We start from the raw sequence: 20,403 nt of genomic DNA on the forward strand, positions 1-20,403 counted from the left end.
ACGCCAAGCGCCGCTATTACGGGAGATAGACGCCGTATTCGGAGAGCTCATCCCTATTCGCCACGGGCAGGTTCAGCAGGTCGGACAGGTCCTCCGCCGAGGTGAAGGTGACCGTGCGGCTGCGCGCCTCCAGCACCCGTTCGACCAGGTCGGGCGTCATCCCGGGAACGGTCCGGAGCACGATCGCGGGCGCGTGGTTCATGTCGACCAGCCCGCCGTCGTCGAACCGCCGCCCCAGGTCGGGCCGGCCGACCCCCAGCCGCCGCGCCCGGCCCGGGTTCTTGGTGGCCAGCGCGCGGGCCTCCCTGCGCAGCAGTCGCGCCCGCTCGAACGGGCAGGCCGGGCCGAACACCTTCCGCCTGACCGCGAACGCGTGGAGCGTTCCGCCGAGCCACGACACGAAGAGGCCCAGCACCATCACCACGGCCCAGATCCCCGAGGGGGTGCCCGTGACGTTGCCGATGAGGAGCCAGGCGGCCATCGAGGCGGCGTACAGGGCCCCGGAGAGCACCAGCCACCGGCTGCGCCGCCGCAGACCCGCCCACCCGAACGTGAACGGCGTCGCGAAACCAAAGGTGACCAGGGGCGCCACCGCCCAGAGCAAGCCGCGAGCCGCCGACCGCGGCACCTGGTCCATATGCGAAGGATACGGACTTTCTGTCTCGACCTGGAGAAAACCGATAGGGCCGGGTCGTCACATTCACGAGTGGCCTGTTCTAGGGGATGATGTTGGATCGTGGCGCGCATACCAGGAACGGGCCTGGCCAAGGGCTTGGCCGTAACGCTGCGACACATGCTCAGTCGCTCGGTGACCCAGCAGTACCCGGAGGTCCAACCCGACCTGCCGCCCCGATCGCGCGGCGTGATCGCGCTGGTCGAGGAGAACTGCACGTCATGCATGCTCTGCGCGCGTGAGTGCCCCGACTGGTGCATCTACATCGACTCCCACAAGGAGACCTTGCCCGCGCCCGAGGGCGGCCGCCCCCGGCAACGCAACGTGCTCGACCGCTTCGCCATCGACTTCTCGTTGTGCATGTACTGCGGGATCTGCATCGAGGTCTGCCCGTTCGACGCGCTCTTCTGGGCCCCGGAGTTCGAGTACGCCGAAGGCGACATCCGCAACCTCCTCCACGAGAAGGACCGCCTCGGCGAGTGGGTCGCCAGCGTCCCGCCGCCCCCGCCCCACGAGGCGAACGCGGAACCTCCGAAGGAGGTGACGGCCAGCAAGCGCCCGGCGCGGGGCCCGAGCGGCGGCGACACGCCCAAGCCCACCCGCGACGAGCCGCCGAGTGAGCCCAAGCCGCGTCCGGCGCGCGACGTGCGCGCGATCCGGCCTCCAGGCCGGCTGCCCGAGGGGGCCGAAGGGGAGGGTTCGGGCGAGGCCAAGCCACGCCCCGCGCGGGATGTGCGCGCGATCCGGCCGCCGGGCAAGCTTCCTGACCGGGCGCCCGGTGAGGAGACACCGGCTCCCGAGGAACCTCCGGCGAAGCCGCGGGCGCCTCGTGACGTGCGGTCGATCCGGCCGCCGGGGAAGTTGCCCGATCGGCCTGCTACGGATCCTCCTGATGCGGGGGAGCGGCCCGATGGGGAGGGGCCGTGAGCGGCGTCGACTTCTGGCCGCCGTCGACGCTTGAGGTCGTGTTCCTGCTGCTCGGGCTGGTCGCCGTGGGGTCGGCGCTGCTGGTGGTGACGACGCGGCAACTCGTGCACGCCGCGTTGTGGCTGGTGGTCTGCTTCGGGGCGCTCGCCGGGTGTTATCTGGTGCTGACGGCCGAGTTCGTCGCCTGGGTGCAGGTGCTGATCTACGTCGGCGCGGTCGTGGTGCTGCTGCTGTTCGGGATCATGCTGACCCGGGCGCCCATCGGCAGGAGCGACGACCTCGACTCCGGCAACCGCGTGGTCGCCGCCGTCGTCGCCGTCGCCACCGCGGGGGTGCTGGTCAGCGTGGTCGTGGGCGGGTTCCAGCACGCCTACGCCGAACTGCGGCCGGGCGCCGGGTCGGCCGAGGAACTGGGCGCGAGCATCTTCCGCAACTGGGTGCTGCCGTTCGAGGCCCTGTCGGTGCTGCTGCTGGCCGCGCTCATCGGCGCGATCGTGTTGTCGCGCACCGACATCAAAGGGCGGCGCTGATGCACGTCGTCTATCCCGCCGTCGTGGCCGCGCTGCTCTTCTCCATCGGCGTGTACGGCGTGCTCGCCCGGCGTAACACCATCCTCGTCCTGATGTCGGTCGAGCTCATGCTGAACGCGGTCAACCTGAACCTGGTCGCCTTCGACGTCTGGTTGCGCGACGCGCTCCACTCCGGCCAGGTGCTGACCCTGTTCGTGATCGTCATCGCCGCCGCCGAGGTCGGGATCGGGCTGGCCATCGTGCTGGCCGTCTTCCGCACCCGCAAGGCCATCGAGCTCGACCGACTGCGCGAACTGGGGGAGCCGTGATCGCGTCTCTCGTGGTGGTGCTGCCGTTCGCGGGGGCCGTACTGGGCCTGCTGCTGTCCCGCTACCCCCACGGCCGCAGCCCGGCGGACAACCTGGCCGCCAACAAACGCGCGGCCTGGTTCGGGGTCGTGCCGACCGCCCTGTCGACGGCCCTCGTCGGCTGGCTGGCCTGGGAGAACACGCCGTCGGCCACCACCCTGACCACGATCGACACCGGCGGGATCGCGATCACCGTCGGGCTGGAGGTCGCGGAACTGTCGGTGCTGACGGCGATGCTCGTCGGCGTGGTCGCGCTGGCGGTGCAGGTCTACTCGGTCGGATACATGCGGGGCGAGTCCCGCTACCCCTCCTTCAGCGCCTTCATCAGCCTGTTCACCAGCGCGATGCTGCTGGTCGTGTTCGCGGCCGATCTCCTGGTCCTGTACGTCGGCTGGGAGATCATGGGCCTGTGCTCCTACCTCCTGGTCGGCCACTGGTGGGAGGAGAAGGCCAACTCGCGGGCCGCCATTAAGGCGTTCCTGGTCACCCGCCTGGGTGACGTCGGCTTCCTGTTCGGCATCTTCGTCCTGGGCTTCGCGGCCGGCTCGTTCCGCATCGCCGACATCATGGCCGCCGACATCCCCGAGCCGACGCTGATCCTGGCGACGCTGCTGCTGCTCGCGGGCGTGGCCGGCAAGAGCGCCCAGGTCCCGCTGCACACGTGGCTGCCCGACGCGATGGCCGGCCCGACCCCGATCAGCGCCCTGATCCACGCCGCGACGATGGTGGCGGCGGGCATCTTCGTGGTGGCCCGCCTCTACGTGCTGTTCCCGCAGCCCACCCTCGACGTGCTCGGCGTCGCCGCCGCGATCGGCATGCTCGGCGCGGCCCTGGCCGCCTTCGCCCAGAACGACCTGAAACGTGTGCTGGCCTACTCGACCATCAGCCAGCTCGCCTACATGGCCGCCGCCCTCGCCGGAGGAGCCCGCGACGCGGCCGTCTTCCACCTGGTCACCCACGGCGCCTTCAAGGCCCTGCTGTTCCTCTGCGCCGGCGCGGTCATCCACCACGTGGGCTCCAACCTGCTCGGCCACATGGGCGGCCTGCGCCGATCGATGCCGGTGACCTTCGTGACCATGACCATCGGCTACGCCGCCCTGGTCGGCCTGCCTCCGGCCAGCGGCTTCTTCAGCAAAGACGCGATCCTCTACGGCCTGGAGCGTTCGTCCAGCCCCATCCAGCTGGTCCTCTACGGCTCGGCCCTGCTCACGGTGGGCGTGACGGGCGCCTACGCGACGAGAGCGTGGTTGATGACCTTCTTCGGCACCGGCAAGGTCCAGGCCCTCCCCGAACCGGCCCCCGGCACCGCCCACGTCTTCGACGGCCGGGAAGCCCCGTTGTCGATGTTGTGGCCGATGGGCGTGCTGGCGATCCCGGCCCTGCTGCTCGGCTTCACCGACGCCGGCGAGTTCCACCTCGCCCCCGCGGTGACCGCCCTGGCCGTGGCGCTGCTCGGCGCGGCTTTCGTCTACGTGACCTGGCGCGGCGCCCCCGAACGCGACCCGGCCCGCCTGCTCGGGGCCTTCCGCGACCCGTGCGAGCAGGCGTTCTACGTCGACCGCCTGTACGCGGCCGTGTTCGTCCGCCCGGTGCTCGCCCTGGCGCGCGGAGTGGTGCGAACCGACGACGACGTGGTCGACGGCGCGGTCAGGGGCGCCGGCCGGGCGACGGTGGGCCTGTCGGGGCTCACCCGCCACCTGCAGAACGGCAACGCCCAGCTCTACGTGACGGGCGTGCTCGCCGGGGTGCTGCTGATCGCGGTCGGGGCGGTGGTGCTGGGATGACCATCCACGTGCTTTCTCCACCGGACGTGGCGCGATTCGCGCCCCGCTTCGGCTCGGCCGATCCGGCCGCGGAGTCGGACGCGTTCGCCGCGGCGCTCAGCTTCAGCCCGAGGCGGGGCGTCTTCGGCGTGGCGGGGCGGCGGCATCCGGCGGGTTCTGGACGGGAATCGGGCAGGTTCGGCGGGGTGGTGAGGGCGTGAACGTGCTACTGGTCGCACTGCTGGCCCTGCCTCTGCTGGGAGCCGGCGCGCTGCTCGTGCCAGGGCCACTCGGCACGGTCGCCGTTCGGTTCGGGCTGGCTGTCTCCGGGGTGGTGTTCGCGGTCGCCGTCGCGGTGGCGGCCGTGTTCGACTACTCCGACGCCGGGACCATGCAGGGCACCGTCGATCTCGCCTGGATCCCCTGGCTGGGCGTGCGGTTCCACCTCGGGGTCGACGGGATCTCTCTGCCGCTCGTGGTGCTGACCGCGCTGCTGACGCTTCTGTGCCTCGTCTACCTGGCCGGGCACAAGCCGCCGCGCGCCAGGGAGCTCGTCTTCGCGCTGCTGGTGCTCGAACTGGGGATGATCGGCACCTTCCTCTCGCTCGACCTGCTGCTGTTCTTCGTGTTCTTCGAGGTCGTGCTGATCCCCATGTACTTCGTCATCGCCGTCTGGGGTGGCGAGGGGCGGCGGCGGGCGGCGTACAAGTTCATTCTCTACACGCTGCTCGGGTCGGCCGTGCTGCTGGTCGGGCTGCTCTACGTCTGGGCGCAGACCGGCACCCTCGACATGGTGCGGCTGGCGGCCGAGCACCCGATGGGGCGGACGGCGCAGATCCTCGCGTTCACGGCCATCGGGCTCGGGCTGGCCGTCAAGACGCCGATGTGGCCGCTGCACACCTGGTTGCCCGACGCGCACACCGAGGCCCCGACCGTGGGGTCGGTGCTGCTCGCGGGGGTGCTGCTGAAGATGGGCACCTACGGGTTCGCGCGGGTGGCGATCCCGATCCTGCCCGAAGGGGCCGCGGCCGTCGCGCCGTGGCTGGGGGCGCTGGCCGTCGTCGGCATCGTCTACGGCGCGCTGGCCTGCCTGGCGCAGCGCGACCTGAAGCGGCTGATCGCCTATTCTTCCGTCGGGCACATGGGGTTCGTGCTGCTCGGGTTCGCGACGCTCACGCCGGTCGGGATCAACGCCGCGCTCTTCGGGAACGTCGCCCACGGGCTGATCACCGGGCTGCTGTTCTTCCTGGTCGGGGCGTTGAAGGAGCGGCACGGCACGTCCGACCTCGACCAGCTGGGAACGGGACTGCTCGGGCGGCTGCCCTGGGTCGGGTCGCTGCTGACGTTCGCCTGCGTCGCGTCGCTCGGGCTGCCGGGGCTGGCGGGGTTCTGGGGCGAGATGCTCGCCCTCCAGGGCGCCTACGAACCGGCCGCCGGGTTGCCGCGCGGGTTGTTCCTCACGTTTATGGTGATCGGCGGGCTCGGGGCGGTGCTGACGGCGGCCTACTTCCTGGTCATGTTGTCGCGGCTCACCCACGGGCCGTGGGGCGGGCCGGGGCCGGCCCTCCACGACGCCACCCGGGTCGAGCTGACCGCCTGGGTGCCGCTGGTCGCGCTCATCCTGGTGTTCGGGTTGTGGCCGTCGGCGCTGCTCGGGCTGACCACTCCGGCCGTCCACGCTCTTCTGGGGGTGCCGTGATCGTGCCTTTCTGGCCTGACCGAGTCTCCTTGGGGGTGCGGTGATCCAGTCGATCGACTACTGGGCGATCGCCGCGCCGCTGATCCTGGCGCTGGCCGCCGGGCTCGTCCTGCTGCTCGACGCCTTCCTGCCCGCCCGGCCCGGCGTCCGGACCGCCCTCGGCTGCGTCACGCTGGCCTCCCTGGTGGCGGCGTTCGTCGTGGTGGCGGCCCAGCGGGGCACCCGGGAGACGTTCTGTGTGCCGTCGGCCGGCTGTTCCTACGTCGTCGACGGCACGACCGTGGTGTTCGCGGGGCTGGTCCTCGGGGCCGGGGCCGTCGTGGTCCTGCTGTCGATGGCGCAGCTCAAGCAGGGCGACATCCCCGTCGGGGAGTGGTACTTCCTGCTGCTCGCGGCCCTGGCCGGGGCGGTCACCCTGCCCGCGTCGCGCGACCTCATCATGCTGGTCGTCGCGCTCGAACTCGTCTCGTTGCCGGTCTTCGCGCTGACCGCGCTGCGCCGCTACGACGGCCGCGGGGCCGAGGCGGCGCTCAAGCTGTTCGTGGTCTCCGTCGTCTCCACGGCCGTGATGTTGTTCGGGGTCAGCCTCCTCTACGGCGTCACCGGAGCCGTCCACCTCGACGCCGTCGCGGCGGCGCTGGCGCAGCCCGAACGGCCGGGAGCCGGGCCCGTCGTGGCGGTCGGGGCCGTCATGGTCGTGGCGGGCTTCGGGTTCAAGATCGCCGCAGTGCCGTTCCACTTCTGGGCCGCCGACGTCTACCAGGGCGCGCCGATCCCGGTCGCGGCCCTGCTGTCGGTGGTGTCGAAGGCGGCCGGGTTCGCCGGGCTCATCCTCGTGCTCACCCAGGCCCTGCCGGGCGAGTCGGCCACCTGGACGCCGATCGTCGCGGTGCTCGCCGCGCTGACCATGACCGTCGGCAACGTGCTGGCGCTGCGGCAGACCCATCCCGTCAGGCTGCTGGCCTGGTCGTCGGTCGCCCAGTCGGGATACGTCCTGGCCCCGATCGCGACCACCGACGCCCAGGCCGCCACCGCCTACCTGGTCTTCTACGCCGCCATGAACCTGACCGCCTTCGCCGTGGTGATGGCCGTGCCCCACGACACGCTCGACGGCTACCGGGGGCTGGTCTCCGGGCGTCCGGTCGCCGGGCTGGCGCTGGCGTTCGCGCTGATCTGCCTGGCCGGGCTGCCTCCCGGCCTCGCCGGGTTGTTCGCCAAGGTCGTCGTGTTCCGCGAGGTGATCGCGGGCGGGCTCGGCTGGCTCGCGGTGGTGATGGCCGTCAACACGGTGATCGGCCTCTACTACTACATCGCCTGGACCGCCCGCCTGTTCACGCCCGCCGACGCCGCCCGGACCGCCGCGTCCACACCGGCCTGGATCGCGGTCGGGGTGGCCGCGGCGGTGGCCGTCGGCTTCTCGGTCGCCCCCCAGCTCGTGCTCGCCACGCTGGGCTGACGTTCGGGACGGGAACGCCCAAACGTCCGCTCACGTTGGAGGGGAGGAGCGTGAGGAGGTGGACGATGCGGAGAAACGGGACGCGTACGGCGGGGGTGTTGGGCGCGTCCGCCGTGTTGATCGTGGTGGTCGCGGGGTTGCTCGGGGGAGTGACCGGGCTGATGGCGGGGGTGCCGCTGGCCGGGGTCACCGTCTGGGTGGCCTACTTCTTCTCCGATCGGTTCGCCCTCGCGGCGCTGCGCGCCCGGCCCGTCGGAGAGGTCGAGCACGCCGCCCTCTACGGGATCGTGCGGGAGTTGTGCACGCAGGCCCGCCGCCCCATGCCTCGCCTGTACGTCTCCCCGCTGGCCCAGCCCAACGCCTACGCCACCGGCCGAAACCCGCGCAGATCCGCCGTCATCGTCACGCAGGGCTTGCTGACGCTGCTCGACGAGCGGGAACTGCGCGGCGTGATCGGGCACGAGCTGGCCCACGTACACAACCATGACACCCTGCTCGCCTCGGTGGCCGGCGCGCTGGCGACGATGTTCACCACGTCGGGCTACCTCGGCCCGGTGTTCGGGGTGCGCCGCGCCGACGACGAGACCCCGGCCCCGCTGACCCGGTTCGTCGCCGCGCTGCTCGCGCCGATCGCGACCGGCCTGGTCAGGCTCGCGCTGCCGCCCGACCGTGAGTTCGCCGCCGACGAGGCGGCGGCGCGCATGACGGGCGACCCGCTCGCCCTCGCGTCGGCGCTGCGCCGGATCGACGCCAGCAACCGGGCCCGGCCGCTGCCGCGCAACGGCCGGATCGCCAGCGCCAGCCACATGTTGTTCGCGGGGCCGTTCGCGACCCGGCCGACCGCCGCCGAGCGGGTCGCCAACCTCGAACGGCTGCGCTAGCTGCGCCGATGCGCGGGATCGGTCTCGCCGGGGTGCAGCCCGAACAGGCCGTCGATGCTCTCCCGCAGGGCGCTCGACCGCTGGAACTGCTTCTTCTTCGAGCTGTCGAGCTCATGGTGGTCGTCGAGGAGGGTGCGATCGTGCTCGTACGCCATGAACGGCACCGAGTAGCCGCAGGAGTCGGAGATGCGGTCGCAGCTCACCACGATCACCGACCGCACGGCGGGATGCGGGCCGAAGTTCTTCAGCAACGCCTCGAAGCGGGCGTCGCCGGGGGTCACGACCTCGCCCGTGCCGTAGAGGCGGACGATGTTGGGCCGCCCGGAGAACGCCGCGAACATGATGGTGATGCGGCCGTTGTTCCGCAGGTGGGAGATGGTCTCGACGCCGCTGCCGTCGAGGTCGAGGTAGGCGACGGTGGTGCCGTCGAGGACGGCGAAGGTGTCGGGGTAGCCCTTGGGAGACACGTTGACATGCCCGCCGCTCTCGGGGGCGGTGGCGACGAAGTAGACCGGCTGTGAGGTCACGAACTCCCGCAGCCGGTCGTCGATCACGTCATATTGTTTGCCCATGACCGGACGATAACCCCGATCATTCGCCCGGCAGCCACCATATCCACAGGTTGGACCGCGACTGCAGGCTCCACGTGTCGACCTTCTTCAGCTCCCCGGTCTCGACGTCGACGGTCCGCAGCCCGCCGCCGAGCACGTCGCCGTTCGTGTTGATCCGGTACGTCGAGAGCAGCAGCCGCCCCGACGTCTGCCACGCCATCCGGTTCGCCTTCTCACCCTTCGGCATCGTCACCTTGACCGGCGGCCCGACCGAGTCGGACGACAGGTCGTAGAACCGCACCGCGGCCTGGCGGCCCTCGATGAACACCGCGATCGAACGCCCGTCGTCGGACAGCGCCAGCGGGTAGTTGTCGTCGACGACCTGCGGCACCTCCTGGCTGTTCAGCTCGCCGTCGGCGTCGTAGGAGGAGAAGATCGTGGTGTTCTGGTCGGAGCTCTCGGTCACCATCACCTTCGACCCGTCACCGCTGAACCCCTGGAGCGCGACGTCGGCGGGCAGCGTGTAGAAGCTCCCCGACGCCACGTCGACCACCTTCGTCGGCTCCTTCCCCTGCACGTAGTCGATGGCGAGCTGCTTCCCGTCGTACGACAGCAGCGTGTCGAGGTCGTTGATGAGCAGCCCCTTGGGCGGCTTCGCCGCGGCGCCCCGTACCGGATAGACCTTGCCGCTGACGAGGTCGCGCACCACCAGCTTCTTCGTCGACGCCGTGAAATAGGCGACGCGCCGGCCGTCGCCGCTCAACGCCGGCTGCAGCGAACTCTCCCCGTCGACGCCCCCCGACGCCTTGACCTGGTGGACCTGCGCGTCTGGAATGCGGGTCATCGTGCCGTCGCGGCGATAGACCATCCAATCGCCGCAGGGCACCGTGTAGCCCGCCTTGGGGCACGACTTCAGCCAGACGTACCGGGCGGGCGAGGAGGCGGCTCCCGTCGACGCCTCCGCGACCGTCATCGGCGCCACGACCGCGAACGCCGTCACCACGGCGGCCGCGAATGCACGCTTCTTCATGTGCGTTCCTTTCGTCACCGGAGTAGATGCCGGAACCGGCGCGGAAGTTGGCAGGGAATCGGTATCCGGCATGAGGGCGACCCAGTTGTGATGGAATCTGGCGAATGGAACGCGCACGCCAGTTATTGGGCGATCTCCTGATCGCCGTCACACTGGTCGTCGTGGTGGTCGGGATCTATCTCGCCACCCATTACGACATCAGCGACGAGACGGTGGCGTACGACGGCGTGTACGAGCCGCTCCGCGGCGTCCCGATGCCCGCCGCCTACGAGTCGGTCCTGACACAGAGTTTCGAAGTGCCCGGCGGCCTGACCCTGCGCCACCTCCACCAGCGATCCGGCACGATCCTGCTGCTCGGCCTGGTGATCTGGGCCGCGCTCGGCCGCTTCCGCTACGCCCTCCCGGCGTTCGCCCTGGCCGTGGCCGCCGCTTACTCCGGGTGGCAACTCGCGGAGGGCAACCCGCCGGTGGCGCTCTGGTTCGCCGGCCACGTCGCCGCGACTCTGGCCATGGTCACGATCCTGATCGTGTCGTCTCTGCGTGAGGCCAGAGAAAAACCCATTTCGGTCAGGTACGTCGCCGGGTTGCTCGGCCTGCTGGTGGTTGTGGCCCTTTTCTGATGCGATCACGACAGTTCGTGGGCGACCTCCTGATTCTGGTGACCTTCCTGGGTGCTTTCACGGGGGAGCCGTATTTCCTGCCGTTCGGCGGCGAAGTGGTGTACGGGGGGACGTACGCACCGCTGCAGAACGTCCCCCACGAGGTCGACACCGTGGTGCGGGTGTCGGTGGACGTGTGGGCGTTCGATCTCGACCGGGGCGGCATCCTGTTCTACGGCCTGATCCTGTGGACGGCGCTGGGCCGATACGTCCACGGCACGGCGGCCTTCGCCCTGGCGGTGGCCGCGACCGCCACCGTCCCTCTCCCGGCACTGCACCTGGCGGCGACGGCGGGCTTGGGCGCGGTGCTGGCCGACGCCGCGCGCCGGGAGCGTCAGGTCAGCGGCTCCCCGCCGTCGACCCGCAACGTCACGCCCGTGAGGAACGGGTTGGTCATCGCGAAGACCACGGCGTCGGCGATGTCCTCGGGCGTGCCGATCCGCCGGGCCGGGTTGCGGGTGCGCAGACCGGTGAAGTAGGCGTTCTTGCCTTCCTCGCCCATGGAGTCCCAGATCCCGGTGTCGATCACCCCAGGGGAGATGGCGTTGACCCGGATGGGCCCGAGCTCGAGCGCCAACGATCGGGTGAGGAAGTCGACCGCGCCGTTGGTGATGGCGACCCCGAGATAGCCGATGGCCGGCTTGAACGCCGCCACCCCGGAGAACAACACGAACGACCCGCCTTCGGCGATGTGCGGCGCGAAGTGCTTCGCCACCATGACCGGCCCGATGACCTTCGTGTCGAACGACCGCCGCAACGCCTTCCGATCGAGCTCACCCAGCCGCCCGCGCGCCCGCGCCGAAGCGGTCGAGACGACGTGGTCGACCCTCCCGAGCCGCCGGGCCAGCGCGGCGATGCTGTCGTCGTCGGTGACGTCGACGTACTCGGCGGTGATGTGCTCGTCGTCTTCGTAAGCCTGGCCGAGGGCTTCCTTGTCGCGCCCGGCGACGACCACGCGGGCTCCGCAGGCGCGGGCGGCGAGGGTGACGGCATGGGCGAGCCCACTGGCCCGGCCGATCACGACGACGGTACGGCCGTCGAGTGAGGATGACATGTCGACACCCGCCCCTTTCGCTGGTCGCTCATCGACCGTAACGAGAGGGGAGAGGGCGGGCTGTGTGGCGGGCGGGCCGCTGGGATGTCTTTGCCTGATCCCGGAAAGCATCCAGCGCGCATGGCCTGTCGACCAGGAATGGGCCGCGCTCAAGGAGTTGCTCCGGCCCGGCCGGACGGGACGTCCACGAGAAGACGACCGGCGGTCCGTACCGGCAGCGCCGGGCGTGACGAGCCATGGCGGACGATCCACACCCGCTTCCGCCGCTGGGCGATGCTGTCGGCCGCCCAGGGCAGAGCCGGCGTGGCCGGGGACATCGACTGGCTGGTGGCGGCCGACTCCACGATCGTCCGAGCTCACCAGCACGCGGTCGCAGCCCGCTGGCGGCCTTCTGCCAGCACGCAGCGCTTACGCTGGGACCTACGGCCGCCGCGTGATCTTCAGGCTTCAACGGTGGCTCGCCCGTTCGCGCAGCGTCTGTCTGCCGGCCTGTGTCTGGAGGACTCGTGCAACGTGGCGAAGTCTGGTGGGTCCAGTTCGACGAGCGGAGGTTGGTCGTCCTGCTGTCGGGAGACGAAGCGTCCGGGTTCCGGGTGATGCAGGTCGTCGCTCCGGCGGGCGTCGACATCAGCGGTCTCGGCATCGAAGTGACCGTGGGCACCGGTGAAGGACTGCCGTTCGAAGGCGCGCTGCGGCTCGCGTTCCCGCGTCCAGGATTCACCCCTTGCACGTGGCTGACCACGGTGTCACGGGACGACCTGATGGAGCGGGCGGCCGTCCTGTCCGCTGCGAAGCTCGGCGAGATCGACGATGCCCTCCGACTCGCCGAACAAGCGCAGGAGCAGACCCCGGCGACGACCGCGAGGCTCAGCGAGATGAGGAACGCCCTCCGTCTCGGTGAACTCGGGTAGACGGGGTGGGTGGTCTCGGCCAGATGGCCGACGCCGTCCATCAAGATCATGGAGCACTAGGCGGGTAGTCGCAGGGCAGGTAACGCGTCCAGGACCAAGCCGGGCAGGCCGTACCGCGCCGCCGGACTCTGAAGGTCGGGCAGCTTGAAGACTGAGTGTGACCACAAAGGACTCAGGGCACATGGCCGCGCCGGGATCGGCGGCCGTGTGCCCTGAATGTGCCCTCTGGTCTTCAGTCGGAAGACGCAGGTGTCAGCGGTAGTTCTTGAACTGCAGCGCGATGTCCAGGTCCTTGCCCTTCAGCAGGGTGATGACCTCCTGCAGGTCGTCCTTCTTCTTGGAGCTCACCCGCAGCTCCTCGCCCTGGATCTGCGCCTTGACGCCCTTGGGCCCCTCGTCGCGGATCATCTTGGAGATCTTCTTCGCGTTCTCCTGGTCGATGCCCTCCTTGAGGGCGACCATCAGCCGATATTCCTTGCCGGAAAGCTTCGGCTCGCCCGCGTCGAGGACCTTCAGGGACAGCCCACGCTTGATCAACTTCTCGCGGAACACGTCGAGGACCGCGTTGGCCCGCTCCTCGCTGTTCGCCTTGATCTCGATGTCCTTCTGCCCGGACCAGGAGATCTCCGCGCCGGTGCCCTTGAAGTCGAAGCGGTGCCCGACCTCTTTGACCGTCTGGTTCAGCGCGTTGTCCACCTCCTGGCGGTCGATCTCAGAGACAACGTCGAAACTGCTATCGGCCATCGGTGTCCGTGTCCTCTCTACGTTCCTACCGACCTTAGCCGCCTCATGACCACTCGCGGCGCCACCTCGATCCCGAGCTCCCGTTCATGTGCTACGAGGGCTTCGAGTTCGGGTCCCCACTCGGCGGAGTCGAGGACGTGGAAGCCGCGCCTGGCGTACCAGGGGGCGTTCCACGGCACGTCCCTGAAGGTGGTCAGGGTGACGTGGCCGAGGGCGCAGACGGCTTCGAGGAGCGCGGTGCCCAGGCCCTTTCCCTCGTGTACGGGATGCACCGCCAGCTGGTCGAGGTGCACATACCCGTCCACGTCGCCGACGAGGGCGAAGCCCACCGGGGGCCGGCCGGTCACGAAGACACGCCCGGGATCGGAGACTTCTTCGATCATGGTGGTCCCGGGCGGGAAGACGATGCCGAGCGGGGCGAACCGCGCGTCGGCGGCCAGCTCTATGGCGGCCAGGCCGGGCAGCTCCGCGGGGGTCGGATGTCTGATCACATCGGCCATCATCGGCGATGGACGTCTGGGACAAACCGATGTCACGTGTACGGCGTGAGTCCGCTATTCTTCTACCTGTCGCCGCCGAGAGGCGGATGACACGGCAGGTTGCCCGAGTGGCCAAAGGGAGCGGACTGTAAATCCGTCGGCTAAGCCTACCCAGGTTCGAACCCTGGACCTGCCACCAGCAGTGAGAACGGCCCCTGATCATCGATCAGGGGCCGTTCTCGTTTCCCAGCTCAGGAAACCCACGCCTGCACCGCGATCCCCGTCAGGTCGGCCGGCCCGGCGACCACCTGCGCGACGACCGTGGCCGTGCGGCCGTCGGTGAGGGCGATCTCCACCATCGCCTCCCGGCCCTGTGCCACCAGTCGTACAGCTGCGTCTTCGAGGGCGAGCCGGTCGCGGAGCGGCAGGTCCGACGGGACCGAGGCGGGCACGACGGCGGGGGATCTCGAGTTGAGGAATCTCGTGAACAGCGCCCGTTCGCGGCTGGCGCTCAGGTCGACCAGGCTCTGTTCGACCTCCTCGATCGCCCGGCGCATCATCGGCTTCACCTGCGCGTTCATGCGTTCGCTCATCGCGGCGATGCACAAAACCCCTTCGGTGCGGCCGGTGAGGGGGTTGCGGACGGGGCTCCCCACGGCGTCGAACTGCTGGAACTCCTCCCACAGGTGTTCGCTGCCCGCCACCAGGTAGGTGCGCCGCTCCAGCAGCGCCGAGCCGATGGCGTTGGTGCCGATGTCCGCTTCGGCGTAGCTGAAGCCGGGGAGGACGCCGAGGCCGTCCACGGTGCGCTGCATGGCGGTCTCGCCCAGGATGCGCCGGGTCAGCGCTCCGGAGGCGTCACTCAGGAACACGCCTGAGGGGGTGTCGGCGATCTCGATCTGGAGCCGGTCGAGGATGGGCTGCGCCGCGCGCACCAGGATGCTGTCGAGGTCCAGGTCGTCGAGCAGGCGTACCCTGACGGCGCCGGGAATCAGCCCGGCGTTTTGACAGCGCTGCCACGAATTCAGGATCGGTGCGCGTACCGCCTGCTCCGCGGAGGTTGTGCTCAAAATCAACTCCATGATCTCGCCTGGGGCTCACAGCACAGAGCCGTCGCAACATTTCACGTTAAATCCGAATAGCGCGAACAATCGCTATAGATCGAGCAATGGACGGGCAAAGAAACCGCCTTACAGTGCGGGCAGCCGGAGGACGAATCGGGCCCCATGAGGGATCGCGTCCTCGACGTGGAGGGTGCCGTGGTGGGCACGCGCGATGTCGCGGGCGATGGCCAGGCCGAGGCCGGTGCCGCCGACGTCGCGGCTGCGGGCCGTGTCGAGCCGGGTGAAGGGCTGGAAGATGTGCTCGCGGTCGGTCGCGTGCACCCCCGGGCCGTCGTCGCTGACGCTGAGTTCCGCGACGTCGCCGGTGCGGCGCACCCCTACCGTGACGTCGTGGGCGGCGTGCCGCTGCGCGTTGTTCAGCAGGTTGTTCAGCACCCGGCAGATCTGAATCGGGATCCCCTCGGCCCGCACGCCGGGGGCCAGGTCGAGCCGGGCCGGATGGGGGTCGCCGATCCGGCGCGCCATCTCCTCTTCGACGAGGTCGGCCAGGTCGACGGGCTCCATGGCGGTCAGCGGCTTGGCCTCGTTGCGGGCCAGCGAGAGCAGGTCGGTGAGGATGGCCTGGAGCCGGTCGACGTCGGTCAGCGCGTGGCTGAGCAGGTCGGCGAGGTCGGTCTCGTCGGGGTGGAGCTGCGCCTCCTCCAACTGGACCCGCAGGCCGGCCAGCGGCGTGCGCAGTTCGTGGGAGGCGTCGGCGGTGAACCGCCGCTGGTGGTCGAGGGAGTGCCGCAGCGACGCGGTGGCGTCCTCCAGCTTCGTGCTGATCGCGCGTTCGTGGGTGTAGCGGCGGGCGTTGTCGACGCAGACCGCCGCGCGGTTGACCAGTTCCTCGGCCAGGGCGAGGTCGTCCTCCTCGAAGGCGTTCCTGGCCTTGGAGCGGTAGAAGCTCACCACGCCGAGCGTGCTGCCGCGGGCCCGCATCGGCACCGCGACGAGGCAGTGGACCTGCTGGCCGAGGTCGGCGGACAACACCGGTTCGAGCACCGGCTGTTCGGTGGCGACGCAGTAGGCCTGGGGCGTGGAGGGAGGCAGCTTGATCAGCGTGCCGACGGGCTGCAGACCCGAATCCTCCTGTACGCCGGCCAGCGCGACCCGGCGCAGTCCTTCGTCGAGGGACCGGGGCTCTTCTCCCTGCAACACCCGGTCGGACAGGTCGACGCCGACGTAGTCGGCGAATCGCGGCACGGCGATCTCGGCCAGTTCCTCGGCGGTCCGGGTGACGTCCAGGCTGGTGCCGATGCGGGCGCCGGCGGCGCACAGGAGATTGAGCCGTTCGCGGGCCTGCAGGGCCAGCCGGCCGATCCCCGGCTCGCTCACCGCGAGCAGCCACCTGCCGGTCACGGGGGCCTGCGTGGCGGGCCGCGCCGCGATCGTGTGATCTTCTCCGTCGTACTTCGAACTCGCCACCTGCGCGATCTCCGTCCTTCGGCATCGACGCCTCGGCGTCGAGGAAGACCTGGAGCAGCACGCCCGAGATCTGCCGTCCGGGTCGATATGCATTCGTGAGCAGCGTTCTCGACCGGCTGACCGGCCGACAAGTTCACACGAGCAGCGACAGAATCCAAGATACCAGCGACTTTCTTTCCATCTGTTGATATCTACTTAACCATTGACAAATAGGCCATTATTTTGCCAATTAACCAGGAATTACTCATTGTCGTCGTGCGGCGGGCAGCTCGGCCCGCTGGACCCCGCCCGCGCCGCACCTGATGTACTGGTGCATCTCGACCTCTGAAGACGGGTTTGAAACGTGAAGCTGATCCACTCCGGGAAGGTCCGGGACGTCTACGAAGACCGGGGCGACATCGTCCTGGTCGCCTCCGACCGGGTTTCCGTCTACGACGCCATCCTGCCGACCCCCATCCCCGACAAGGGCAAGGTCCTGACGCAGTTGTCCCTGTGGTGGTTCGAGCAGCTCCAGGACATCGTGCCGAACCACGTCATCTCCGCCACCGACGTCCCGGCCGAGTTCGAGGGCCGGGCGGTACGGTGCAAGGCGCTGAAGATGGTCCAGGTGGAGTGCATCGCCCGCGGCTACCTGGCCGGCTTGGGCCTCAAGGAGTACGAGCGCGACCAGGCCGTCTCCGGCATCGAGCTCCCCGAGGGTCTGCTCGAAGGCTCGCGGCTGCCGGAACCGATCTTCACGCCCACCACGAAGGCCGAGCTCGGCGCCCACGACGAGTTCATCACCTTCGCCGACGTGATCGACCAGGAGGGCCGGGAGATCGCCGAGAACCTCCGCGAGATCACCCTCAAGGTCTACAAGCGCGGTGCGGAGATCGCCCGCGAACGCGGCGTCGTCATCGCCGACACGAAGCTGGAGTTCGGCTGGGACGCCGACGGCGTGCTCACCCTCGGCGACGAGGTCCTGACCTCCGACTCCTCGCGTTTCTGGCCTCTGGACGAATGGCAGCCGGGCCGCCCCCAGTTCGCGTTCGACAAGCAGTTCGTCCGCGACTGGGCGGCCGGAACGGGCTGGGACAAGAAGGCCCCGGCGCCCGAGGTGCCGCAGGAGGTCGTCGACGTGACCCGGGCGCGCTACATCGAGGCATACGAGCGGATCACCGGCCGCAGCTGGTAGGCCGCCAATCGCCGTCGACCGACTGAGCGAGAGCCGGTCGACGGCGAACCGGTCAGGATCGGAGAAGCGGGATCATCGGGGCCGCCGATAGCGTGAGCTGCGTGAACATCCCCTCCGAAAAGGATCCGGCCATGACCGTCCAGGGCATCAAGACCGTTCTCCACCCCGTCACCGACCTCGCCGCCGCCAAGGCCGTCTACACCGCCCTCCTCGGTGTCGAGCCGACGAACGACTCGCCCTACTACGTCGGTTACGAGAGCGGCGGCCAGCAGATCGGGCTCGTCCCCAACAGCGACATGACCTCGCCGCTCGCCCACTGGCACGTCTCGGACATCGAGGCCAAGATCGCCGAGGTCACCGCCGCCGGGGCCACCCTCAAGTCCTCTCCGAAGGACGTCGGCGGCGGCCGGCTCGTCGCCACCGTCGTCGACCCCGACGGGAACGTCCTCGGGCTCATCCAGGACCGGTGAGAAAACGTCGGTAGCGGCACGTACCCTCGAAGCGGTCGAGAGCCAGGGAGACAACATGAGCCAGCACGCCGCCGACAGCCACGACCTGATCCGGGTCCACGGCGCGCGGGTGAACAACCTCAAAGACGTCAGCGTGGAGCTGCCGAAGCGCCGGCTGACGGTGTTCACCGGCGTCTCGGGCTCGGGAAAGAGCTCCTTGGTCTTCGGTACGGTCGCCGCCGAGTCGCAGCGGCTGATCAACGAGACCTACAGCGCCTTCGTGCAGGGTTTCATGCCGTCGCTGGCCCGGCCGGAGGTCGACGTCCTCGAAGGACTGACGACCGCGATCATCGTCGACCAGCAGCGCATGGGAGCCGACCCCCGCTCGACCGTGGGCACGGCCACCGACGCCAACGCGATGTTGCGCATCCTGTTCAGCCGCCTCGGCCAGCCTCACGTCGGCTCGCCCAACGCCTTCTCCTTCAACGTGCCCTCGGTCACCTCGGCCGGGTCGATCACGGTCGCCCGGGGCTCGGGCAAGACCGAGAAGCGCACGTTCAACATGGTGGGCGGCATGTGCCCGCGTTGTGAGGGGCGCGGCACGGTCTCCGACATCGACCTCAGGGAGATCTACGACGAGACCAAGTCGATCTCCGAAGGCGCGATCACCGTGCCGGGCTACAAGGTCGACAACATCTGGACGGTCAAGATCTTCGCCGAGTCGGGCTTCCTCGACCCCGACAAGCCGATCGGCAAGTACACGAAGAAGGAGCTCCACGACTTCCTCTACAAGGAGCCGACCAAGGTCAAGGTCGAGGGCATCAACCTCACGTACGAGGGCCTGATCCCCAAGATCCAGAAGTCGATGCTCTCGAAGGACAAGGAGGCGATGCAGCCGCACATCCGCGCCTTCGTGGAGCGGGCGGTGACCTTCACCTCCTGCCCCGAGTGCGGCGGCACGAGGCTCGCCGAGCAGGCACGCTCGTCCAAGATCAAGGGCATCAACATCGCCGACGCGTGCGCCATGGAGATCCGCGACCTGGCCGAGTGGGTGAAGGGCCTCGACGAGCCGTCGGTCGCGCCGTTGCTCGAGAAGCTCTCCCACACGCTCGACTCCTTCGCCGAGATCGGCCTGGGCTACCTGTCCCTCGACCGGCCCTCGGGCACGCTGTCGGGCGGCGAGGCCCAGCGGGTCAAGATGGTCCGCCACCTGGGTTCGGCCCTCACCGACACCACCTACGTCTTCGACGAGCCGACCACCGGCCTCCACCCCCACGACATCCAGCGCATGAACGACCTGCTGCTCCGCCTGCGCGACAAGGGCAACACGGTCCTGGTCGTGGAGCACAAGCCCGAGACGATCGTGATCGCCGACCACGTCGTCGACCTCGGCCCCGGCGCGGGCTCGGCCGGCGGCACCGTCTGCTTCGAGGGCACGGTCGAGGGCCTGCGCTCCAGCGGCACGATCACCGGCCGCCACTTCGACGACCGGGCCTCCCTCAAGCCTTCTGTACGTCAACCGACCGGCCGCCTGGAGATCAGGGGCGCCGACGCCCACAACCTGAAGAAGGTCGACGTCGACATCCCGCTCGGCGTGCTCGTCGTGGTGACGGGTGTGGCCGGGTCGGGCAAGAGCTCGCTCGTCCACGGCTCGATCCCCCGCGGCGCGGGCGTGGTCTCCATCGACCAGGGCGCGATCAAGGGTTCGCGGCGCAGCAACCCGGCGACGTACACGGGCCTGCTCGAACCCATCCGCAAGGTCTTCGCCAAGGTCAACGGCGTCAAGCCGGCCCTGTTCTCCGCCAACTCCGAGGGCGCCTGCCCCGCCTGCAACGGAGCCGGCGTCATCTACACCGACCTCGGCATGATGGCCGGCGTGGCCACGACGTGCGACGAGTGCGAGGGCCGCCGCTTCGACGCGTCGGTGCTCGACTACAAGTTCGGCGGAAAGGACATCAGCGAGGTGCTCGCGATGTCGGTCACCGAGGCTGAGGCGTTCTTCCGCGAGGGCGAAGGCAAGATCCCCGCCGCCCACGCCATCGTCAAGCGCCTGCTCGACGTGGGCCTCGGCTACCTGGGCATCGGCCAGACCCTCACCAGCCTGTCGGGCGGCGAGCGTCAGCGCCTCAAACTGGCGACCCACATGGCCGAGAAGGGCGGCACCTATGTCCTCGACGAGCCCACAGCGGGTCTGCACCTGGCCGACGTCGAGCAGTTGCTGGGTCTCCTCGACCGGTTGGTCGACTCGGGCAAGTCGGTCATCGTGGTCGAACATCACCAGGCCGTGATGGCCCACGCCGACTGGATCATCGACCTCGGGCCGGGAGCGGGCCACGACGGCGGGCGAGTGGTGTTCGAGGGAACCCCGGCAGACCTGGTGGCGAAGCGATCGACGCTCACGGGGGAACACCTGGCGGCTTACGTGGGCGCCTGACCAGCCGAGCGGAGTCGGCGGGCTGACCACCCGCCGACGGTCAGCGGTAGGACTAGCGGGGGTGCGGGCATGGCGGCGGCGGGCTGACCGGCCTGCTGACGCTTGCCGAGT

The 20,403-nt window shown here is 69.5% G+C and carries 21 protein-coding genes and 1 tRNA gene; 14 read left to right on the forward strand and 8 right to left on the reverse strand.

Features of this window, described 5'->3' with window-relative positions; all coding sequences use genetic code 11:
* Positions 1–16 precede the first annotated feature (16 nt).
* Positions 17–637: a ComEA family DNA-binding protein gene (locus AW274_RS12195; RefSeq protein ID WP_062431116.1), complete on the reverse strand. Its 621-nt coding sequence runs from the start codon at positions 635–637 to the stop codon at positions 17–19.
* 156 nt (positions 638–793) lie between these two features.
* On the opposite strand from AW274_RS12195, the gene AW274_RS39095 reads away from it, so the two are divergent.
* The 8 genes from AW274_RS39095 to AW274_RS12235 all read left to right on the forward strand — a co-directional run bounded on the left by AW274_RS39095 (position 794) and on the right by AW274_RS12235 (position 8,276).
* Positions 794–1,600 carry a 4Fe-4S binding protein gene (locus AW274_RS39095; protein WP_083974284.1) on the forward strand — a complete coding sequence of 269 codons (807 nt, stop codon included), beginning with the start codon at positions 794–796 and terminating at the stop codon, positions 1,598–1,600.
* The gene (locus AW274_RS12205) at positions 1,597–2,130 is read left to right on the forward strand and encodes an NADH-quinone oxidoreductase subunit J family protein (protein WP_062431117.1); all 534 of its coding nucleotides are present in this window, start codon (positions 1,597–1,599) and stop codon (positions 2,128–2,130) included. Before AW274_RS39095 ends, AW274_RS12205 begins: the two co-directional genes overlap by 4 nt.
* The gene (nuoK, locus tag AW274_RS12210; RefSeq protein WP_062431118.1) at positions 2,130–2,438 is read left to right on the forward strand and encodes an NADH-quinone oxidoreductase subunit NuoK; all 309 of its coding nucleotides are present in this window, start codon (positions 2,130–2,132) and stop codon (positions 2,436–2,438) included. The genes AW274_RS12205 and nuoK overlap by 1 nt, the downstream gene beginning before the upstream one ends.
* Positions 2,435–4,261 (forward strand): NADH-quinone oxidoreductase subunit 5 family protein, encoded by a 1,827-nt coding sequence (locus AW274_RS12215; protein ID WP_062431119.1) that lies wholly within the window; start codon positions 2,435–2,437, stop codon positions 4,259–4,261. Before nuoK ends, AW274_RS12215 begins: the two co-directional genes overlap by 4 nt.
* Entirely contained in the window at positions 4,258–4,461 is a 204-nt protein-coding gene (locus AW274_RS12220; protein WP_062431120.1) for a hypothetical protein, read from the forward strand. The genes AW274_RS12215 and AW274_RS12220 overlap by 4 nt, the downstream gene beginning before the upstream one ends.
* Positions 4,458–5,939 carry a complex I subunit 4 family protein gene (locus AW274_RS12225; protein WP_062431121.1) on the forward strand — a complete coding sequence of 494 codons (1,482 nt, stop codon included), beginning with the start codon at positions 4,458–4,460 and terminating at the stop codon, positions 5,937–5,939. The genes AW274_RS12220 and AW274_RS12225 overlap by 4 nt, the downstream gene beginning before the upstream one ends.
* Before the next feature lie 40 nt (positions 5,940–5,979).
* Complete coding sequence (locus AW274_RS12230) at positions 5,980–7,395, forward strand: NADH-quinone oxidoreductase subunit N (protein ID WP_062431122.1); 1,416 nt, start codon at positions 5,980–5,982, stop codon at positions 7,393–7,395.
* Positions 7,396–7,460: 65 nt separating this feature from the next.
* Positions 7,461–8,276 (forward strand): M48 family metalloprotease, encoded by an 816-nt coding sequence (locus AW274_RS12235; protein WP_062431123.1) that lies wholly within the window; start codon positions 7,461–7,463, stop codon positions 8,274–8,276.
* On the opposite strand, the gene AW274_RS12240 is transcribed toward AW274_RS12235, so the two are convergent.
* Both AW274_RS12240 and AW274_RS12245 read right to left on the reverse strand, forming a co-directional pair.
* Positions 8,273–8,848, reverse strand: coding sequence for a pyridoxamine 5'-phosphate oxidase family protein (locus AW274_RS12240; protein ID WP_062431124.1), 576 nt, complete (start codon positions 8,846–8,848; stop codon positions 8,273–8,275). The two genes, AW274_RS12235 and AW274_RS12240, sit on opposite strands and share 4 nt — an antisense overlap.
* Before the next feature lie 19 nt (positions 8,849–8,867).
* Positions 8,868–9,857 carry a hypothetical protein gene (locus AW274_RS12245; RefSeq protein ID WP_062431125.1) on the reverse strand — a complete coding sequence of 330 codons (990 nt, stop codon included), beginning with the start codon at positions 9,855–9,857 and terminating at the stop codon, positions 8,868–8,870.
* 104 nt (positions 9,858–9,961) lie between these two features.
* Between AW274_RS12245 and AW274_RS12250 the strand changes: the two genes are divergently transcribed.
* The gene (locus tag AW274_RS12250; protein WP_157520052.1) at positions 9,962–10,477 is read left to right on the forward strand and encodes a hypothetical protein; all 516 of its coding nucleotides are present in this window, start codon (positions 9,962–9,964) and stop codon (positions 10,475–10,477) included.
* Between the two features lie 373 nt (positions 10,478–10,850).
* Here AW274_RS12250 and AW274_RS12255 read toward each other — a convergent pair whose 3' ends face one another.
* Positions 10,851–11,570 carry an SDR family oxidoreductase gene (locus tag AW274_RS12255; protein ID WP_062431127.1) on the reverse strand — a complete coding sequence of 240 codons (720 nt, stop codon included), beginning with the start codon at positions 11,568–11,570 and terminating at the stop codon, positions 10,851–10,853.
* A 551-nt stretch (positions 11,571–12,121) separates the two neighbouring features.
* Between AW274_RS12255 and AW274_RS12260 the strand changes: the two genes are divergently transcribed.
* Positions 12,122–12,481: a type II toxin-antitoxin system PemK/MazF family toxin gene (locus tag AW274_RS12260; protein ID WP_232320086.1), complete on the forward strand. Its 360-nt coding sequence runs from the start codon at positions 12,122–12,124 to the stop codon at positions 12,479–12,481.
* Between the two features lie 252 nt (positions 12,482–12,733).
* On the opposite strand, the gene AW274_RS12265 is transcribed toward AW274_RS12260, so the two are convergent.
* On the reverse strand, positions 12,734–13,225 hold the full coding sequence (locus AW274_RS12265) for a YajQ family cyclic di-GMP-binding protein (protein WP_062338397.1): 492 nt from the start codon (positions 13,223–13,225) through the stop codon (positions 12,734–12,736).
* A 17-nt stretch (positions 13,226–13,242) separates the two neighbouring features.
* Positions 13,243–13,725, reverse strand: a complete 483-nt coding sequence (locus AW274_RS12270) for a GNAT family N-acetyltransferase (RefSeq protein WP_062431945.1) — start codon at positions 13,723–13,725, stop codon at positions 13,243–13,245.
* Between the two features lie 93 nt (positions 13,726–13,818).
* On the opposite strand from AW274_RS12270, the gene AW274_RS12275 reads away from it, so the two are divergent.
* Positions 13,819–13,903 (forward strand) — tRNA-Tyr (locus AW274_RS12275).
* A gap of 52 nt (positions 13,904–13,955) precedes the next feature.
* On the opposite strand, the gene AW274_RS12280 is transcribed toward AW274_RS12275, so the two are convergent.
* Together AW274_RS12280 and AW274_RS12285 are read right to left on the reverse strand one after the other, a co-directional pair.
* Entirely contained in the window at positions 13,956–14,774 is an 819-nt protein-coding gene (locus tag AW274_RS12280; RefSeq protein WP_062431129.1) for a sigma-54-dependent transcriptional regulator family protein, read from the reverse strand.
* A 120-nt stretch (positions 14,775–14,894) separates the two neighbouring features.
* Positions 14,895–16,235, reverse strand: a complete 1,341-nt coding sequence (locus AW274_RS12285; protein ID WP_062431130.1) for an ATP-binding protein — start codon at positions 16,233–16,235, stop codon at positions 14,895–14,897.
* Positions 16,236–16,578: 343 nt separating this feature from the next.
* On the opposite strand from AW274_RS12285, the gene AW274_RS12290 reads away from it, so the two are divergent.
* The 3 genes from AW274_RS12290 to AW274_RS12300 all read left to right on the forward strand — a co-directional run bounded on the left by AW274_RS12290 (position 16,579) and on the right by AW274_RS12300 (position 20,292).
* On the forward strand, positions 16,579–17,409 hold the full coding sequence (locus AW274_RS12290; RefSeq protein WP_062431131.1) for a phosphoribosylaminoimidazolesuccinocarboxamide synthase: 831 nt from the start codon (positions 16,579–16,581) through the stop codon (positions 17,407–17,409).
* A gap of 101 nt (positions 17,410–17,510) precedes the next feature.
* Complete coding sequence (locus AW274_RS12295; RefSeq protein ID WP_232320088.1) at positions 17,511–17,879, forward strand: VOC family protein; 369 nt, start codon at positions 17,511–17,513, stop codon at positions 17,877–17,879.
* 55 nt (positions 17,880–17,934) lie between these two features.
* Positions 17,935–20,292, forward strand: coding sequence for an ATP-binding cassette domain-containing protein (locus AW274_RS12300; RefSeq protein ID WP_062431133.1), 2,358 nt, complete (start codon positions 17,935–17,937; stop codon positions 20,290–20,292).
* The last annotated feature ends 111 nt before the right edge of the window (positions 20,293–20,403 follow it).

The organism is Herbidospora daliensis (assembly GCF_001570585.1).
GTDB classification, from domain to species: Bacteria; Actinomycetota; Actinomycetes; order Streptosporangiales; family Streptosporangiaceae; genus Herbidospora; species Herbidospora daliensis.

Bases quoted from the DNA above. Each gene is read 5' to 3' on its own strand.
- AW274_RS12220 (WP_062431120.1), top strand. From the start codon at position 4,258: ATGACCATCCACGTGCTTTCTCCACCGGACGTGGCGCGATTCGCGCCC.
- AW274_RS12240 (WP_062431124.1), bottom strand. From the start codon at position 8,848: ATGGGCAAACAATATGACGTGATCGACGACCGGCTGCGGGAGTTCGTG.
- AW274_RS12255 (WP_062431127.1), bottom strand. From the start codon at position 11,570: ATGTCATCCTCACTCGACGGCCGTACCGTCGTCGTGATCGGCCGGGCC.
- AW274_RS39095 (WP_083974284.1), top strand. From the start codon at position 794: ATGCTCAGTCGCTCGGTGACCCAGCAGTACCCGGAGGTCCAACCCGAC.
- AW274_RS12265 (WP_062338397.1), bottom strand. From the start codon at position 13,225: ATGGCCGATAGCAGTTTCGACGTTGTCTCTGAGATCGACCGCCAGGAG.
- AW274_RS12300 (WP_062431133.1), top strand. From the start codon at position 17,935: ATGAGCCAGCACGCCGCCGACAGCCACGACCTGATCCGGGTCCACGGC.
- AW274_RS12195 (WP_062431116.1), bottom strand. From the start codon at position 637: ATGGACCAGGTGCCGCGGTCGGCGGCTCGCGGCTTGCTCTGGGCGGTG.
- nuoK (WP_062431118.1), top strand. From the start codon at position 2,130: ATGCACGTCGTCTATCCCGCCGTCGTGGCCGCGCTGCTCTTCTCCATC.
- AW274_RS12250 (WP_157520052.1), top strand. From the start codon at position 9,962: ATGGAACGCGCACGCCAGTTATTGGGCGATCTCCTGATCGCCGTCACA.
- AW274_RS12270 (WP_062431945.1), bottom strand. From the start codon at position 13,725: ATGGCCGATGTGATCAGACATCCGACCCCCGCGGAGCTGCCCGGCCTG.
- AW274_RS12245 (WP_062431125.1), bottom strand. From the start codon at position 9,857: ATGAAGAAGCGTGCATTCGCGGCCGCCGTGGTGACGGCGTTCGCGGTC.
- AW274_RS12235 (WP_062431123.1), top strand. From the start codon at position 7,461: ATGCGGAGAAACGGGACGCGTACGGCGGGGGTGTTGGGCGCGTCCGCC.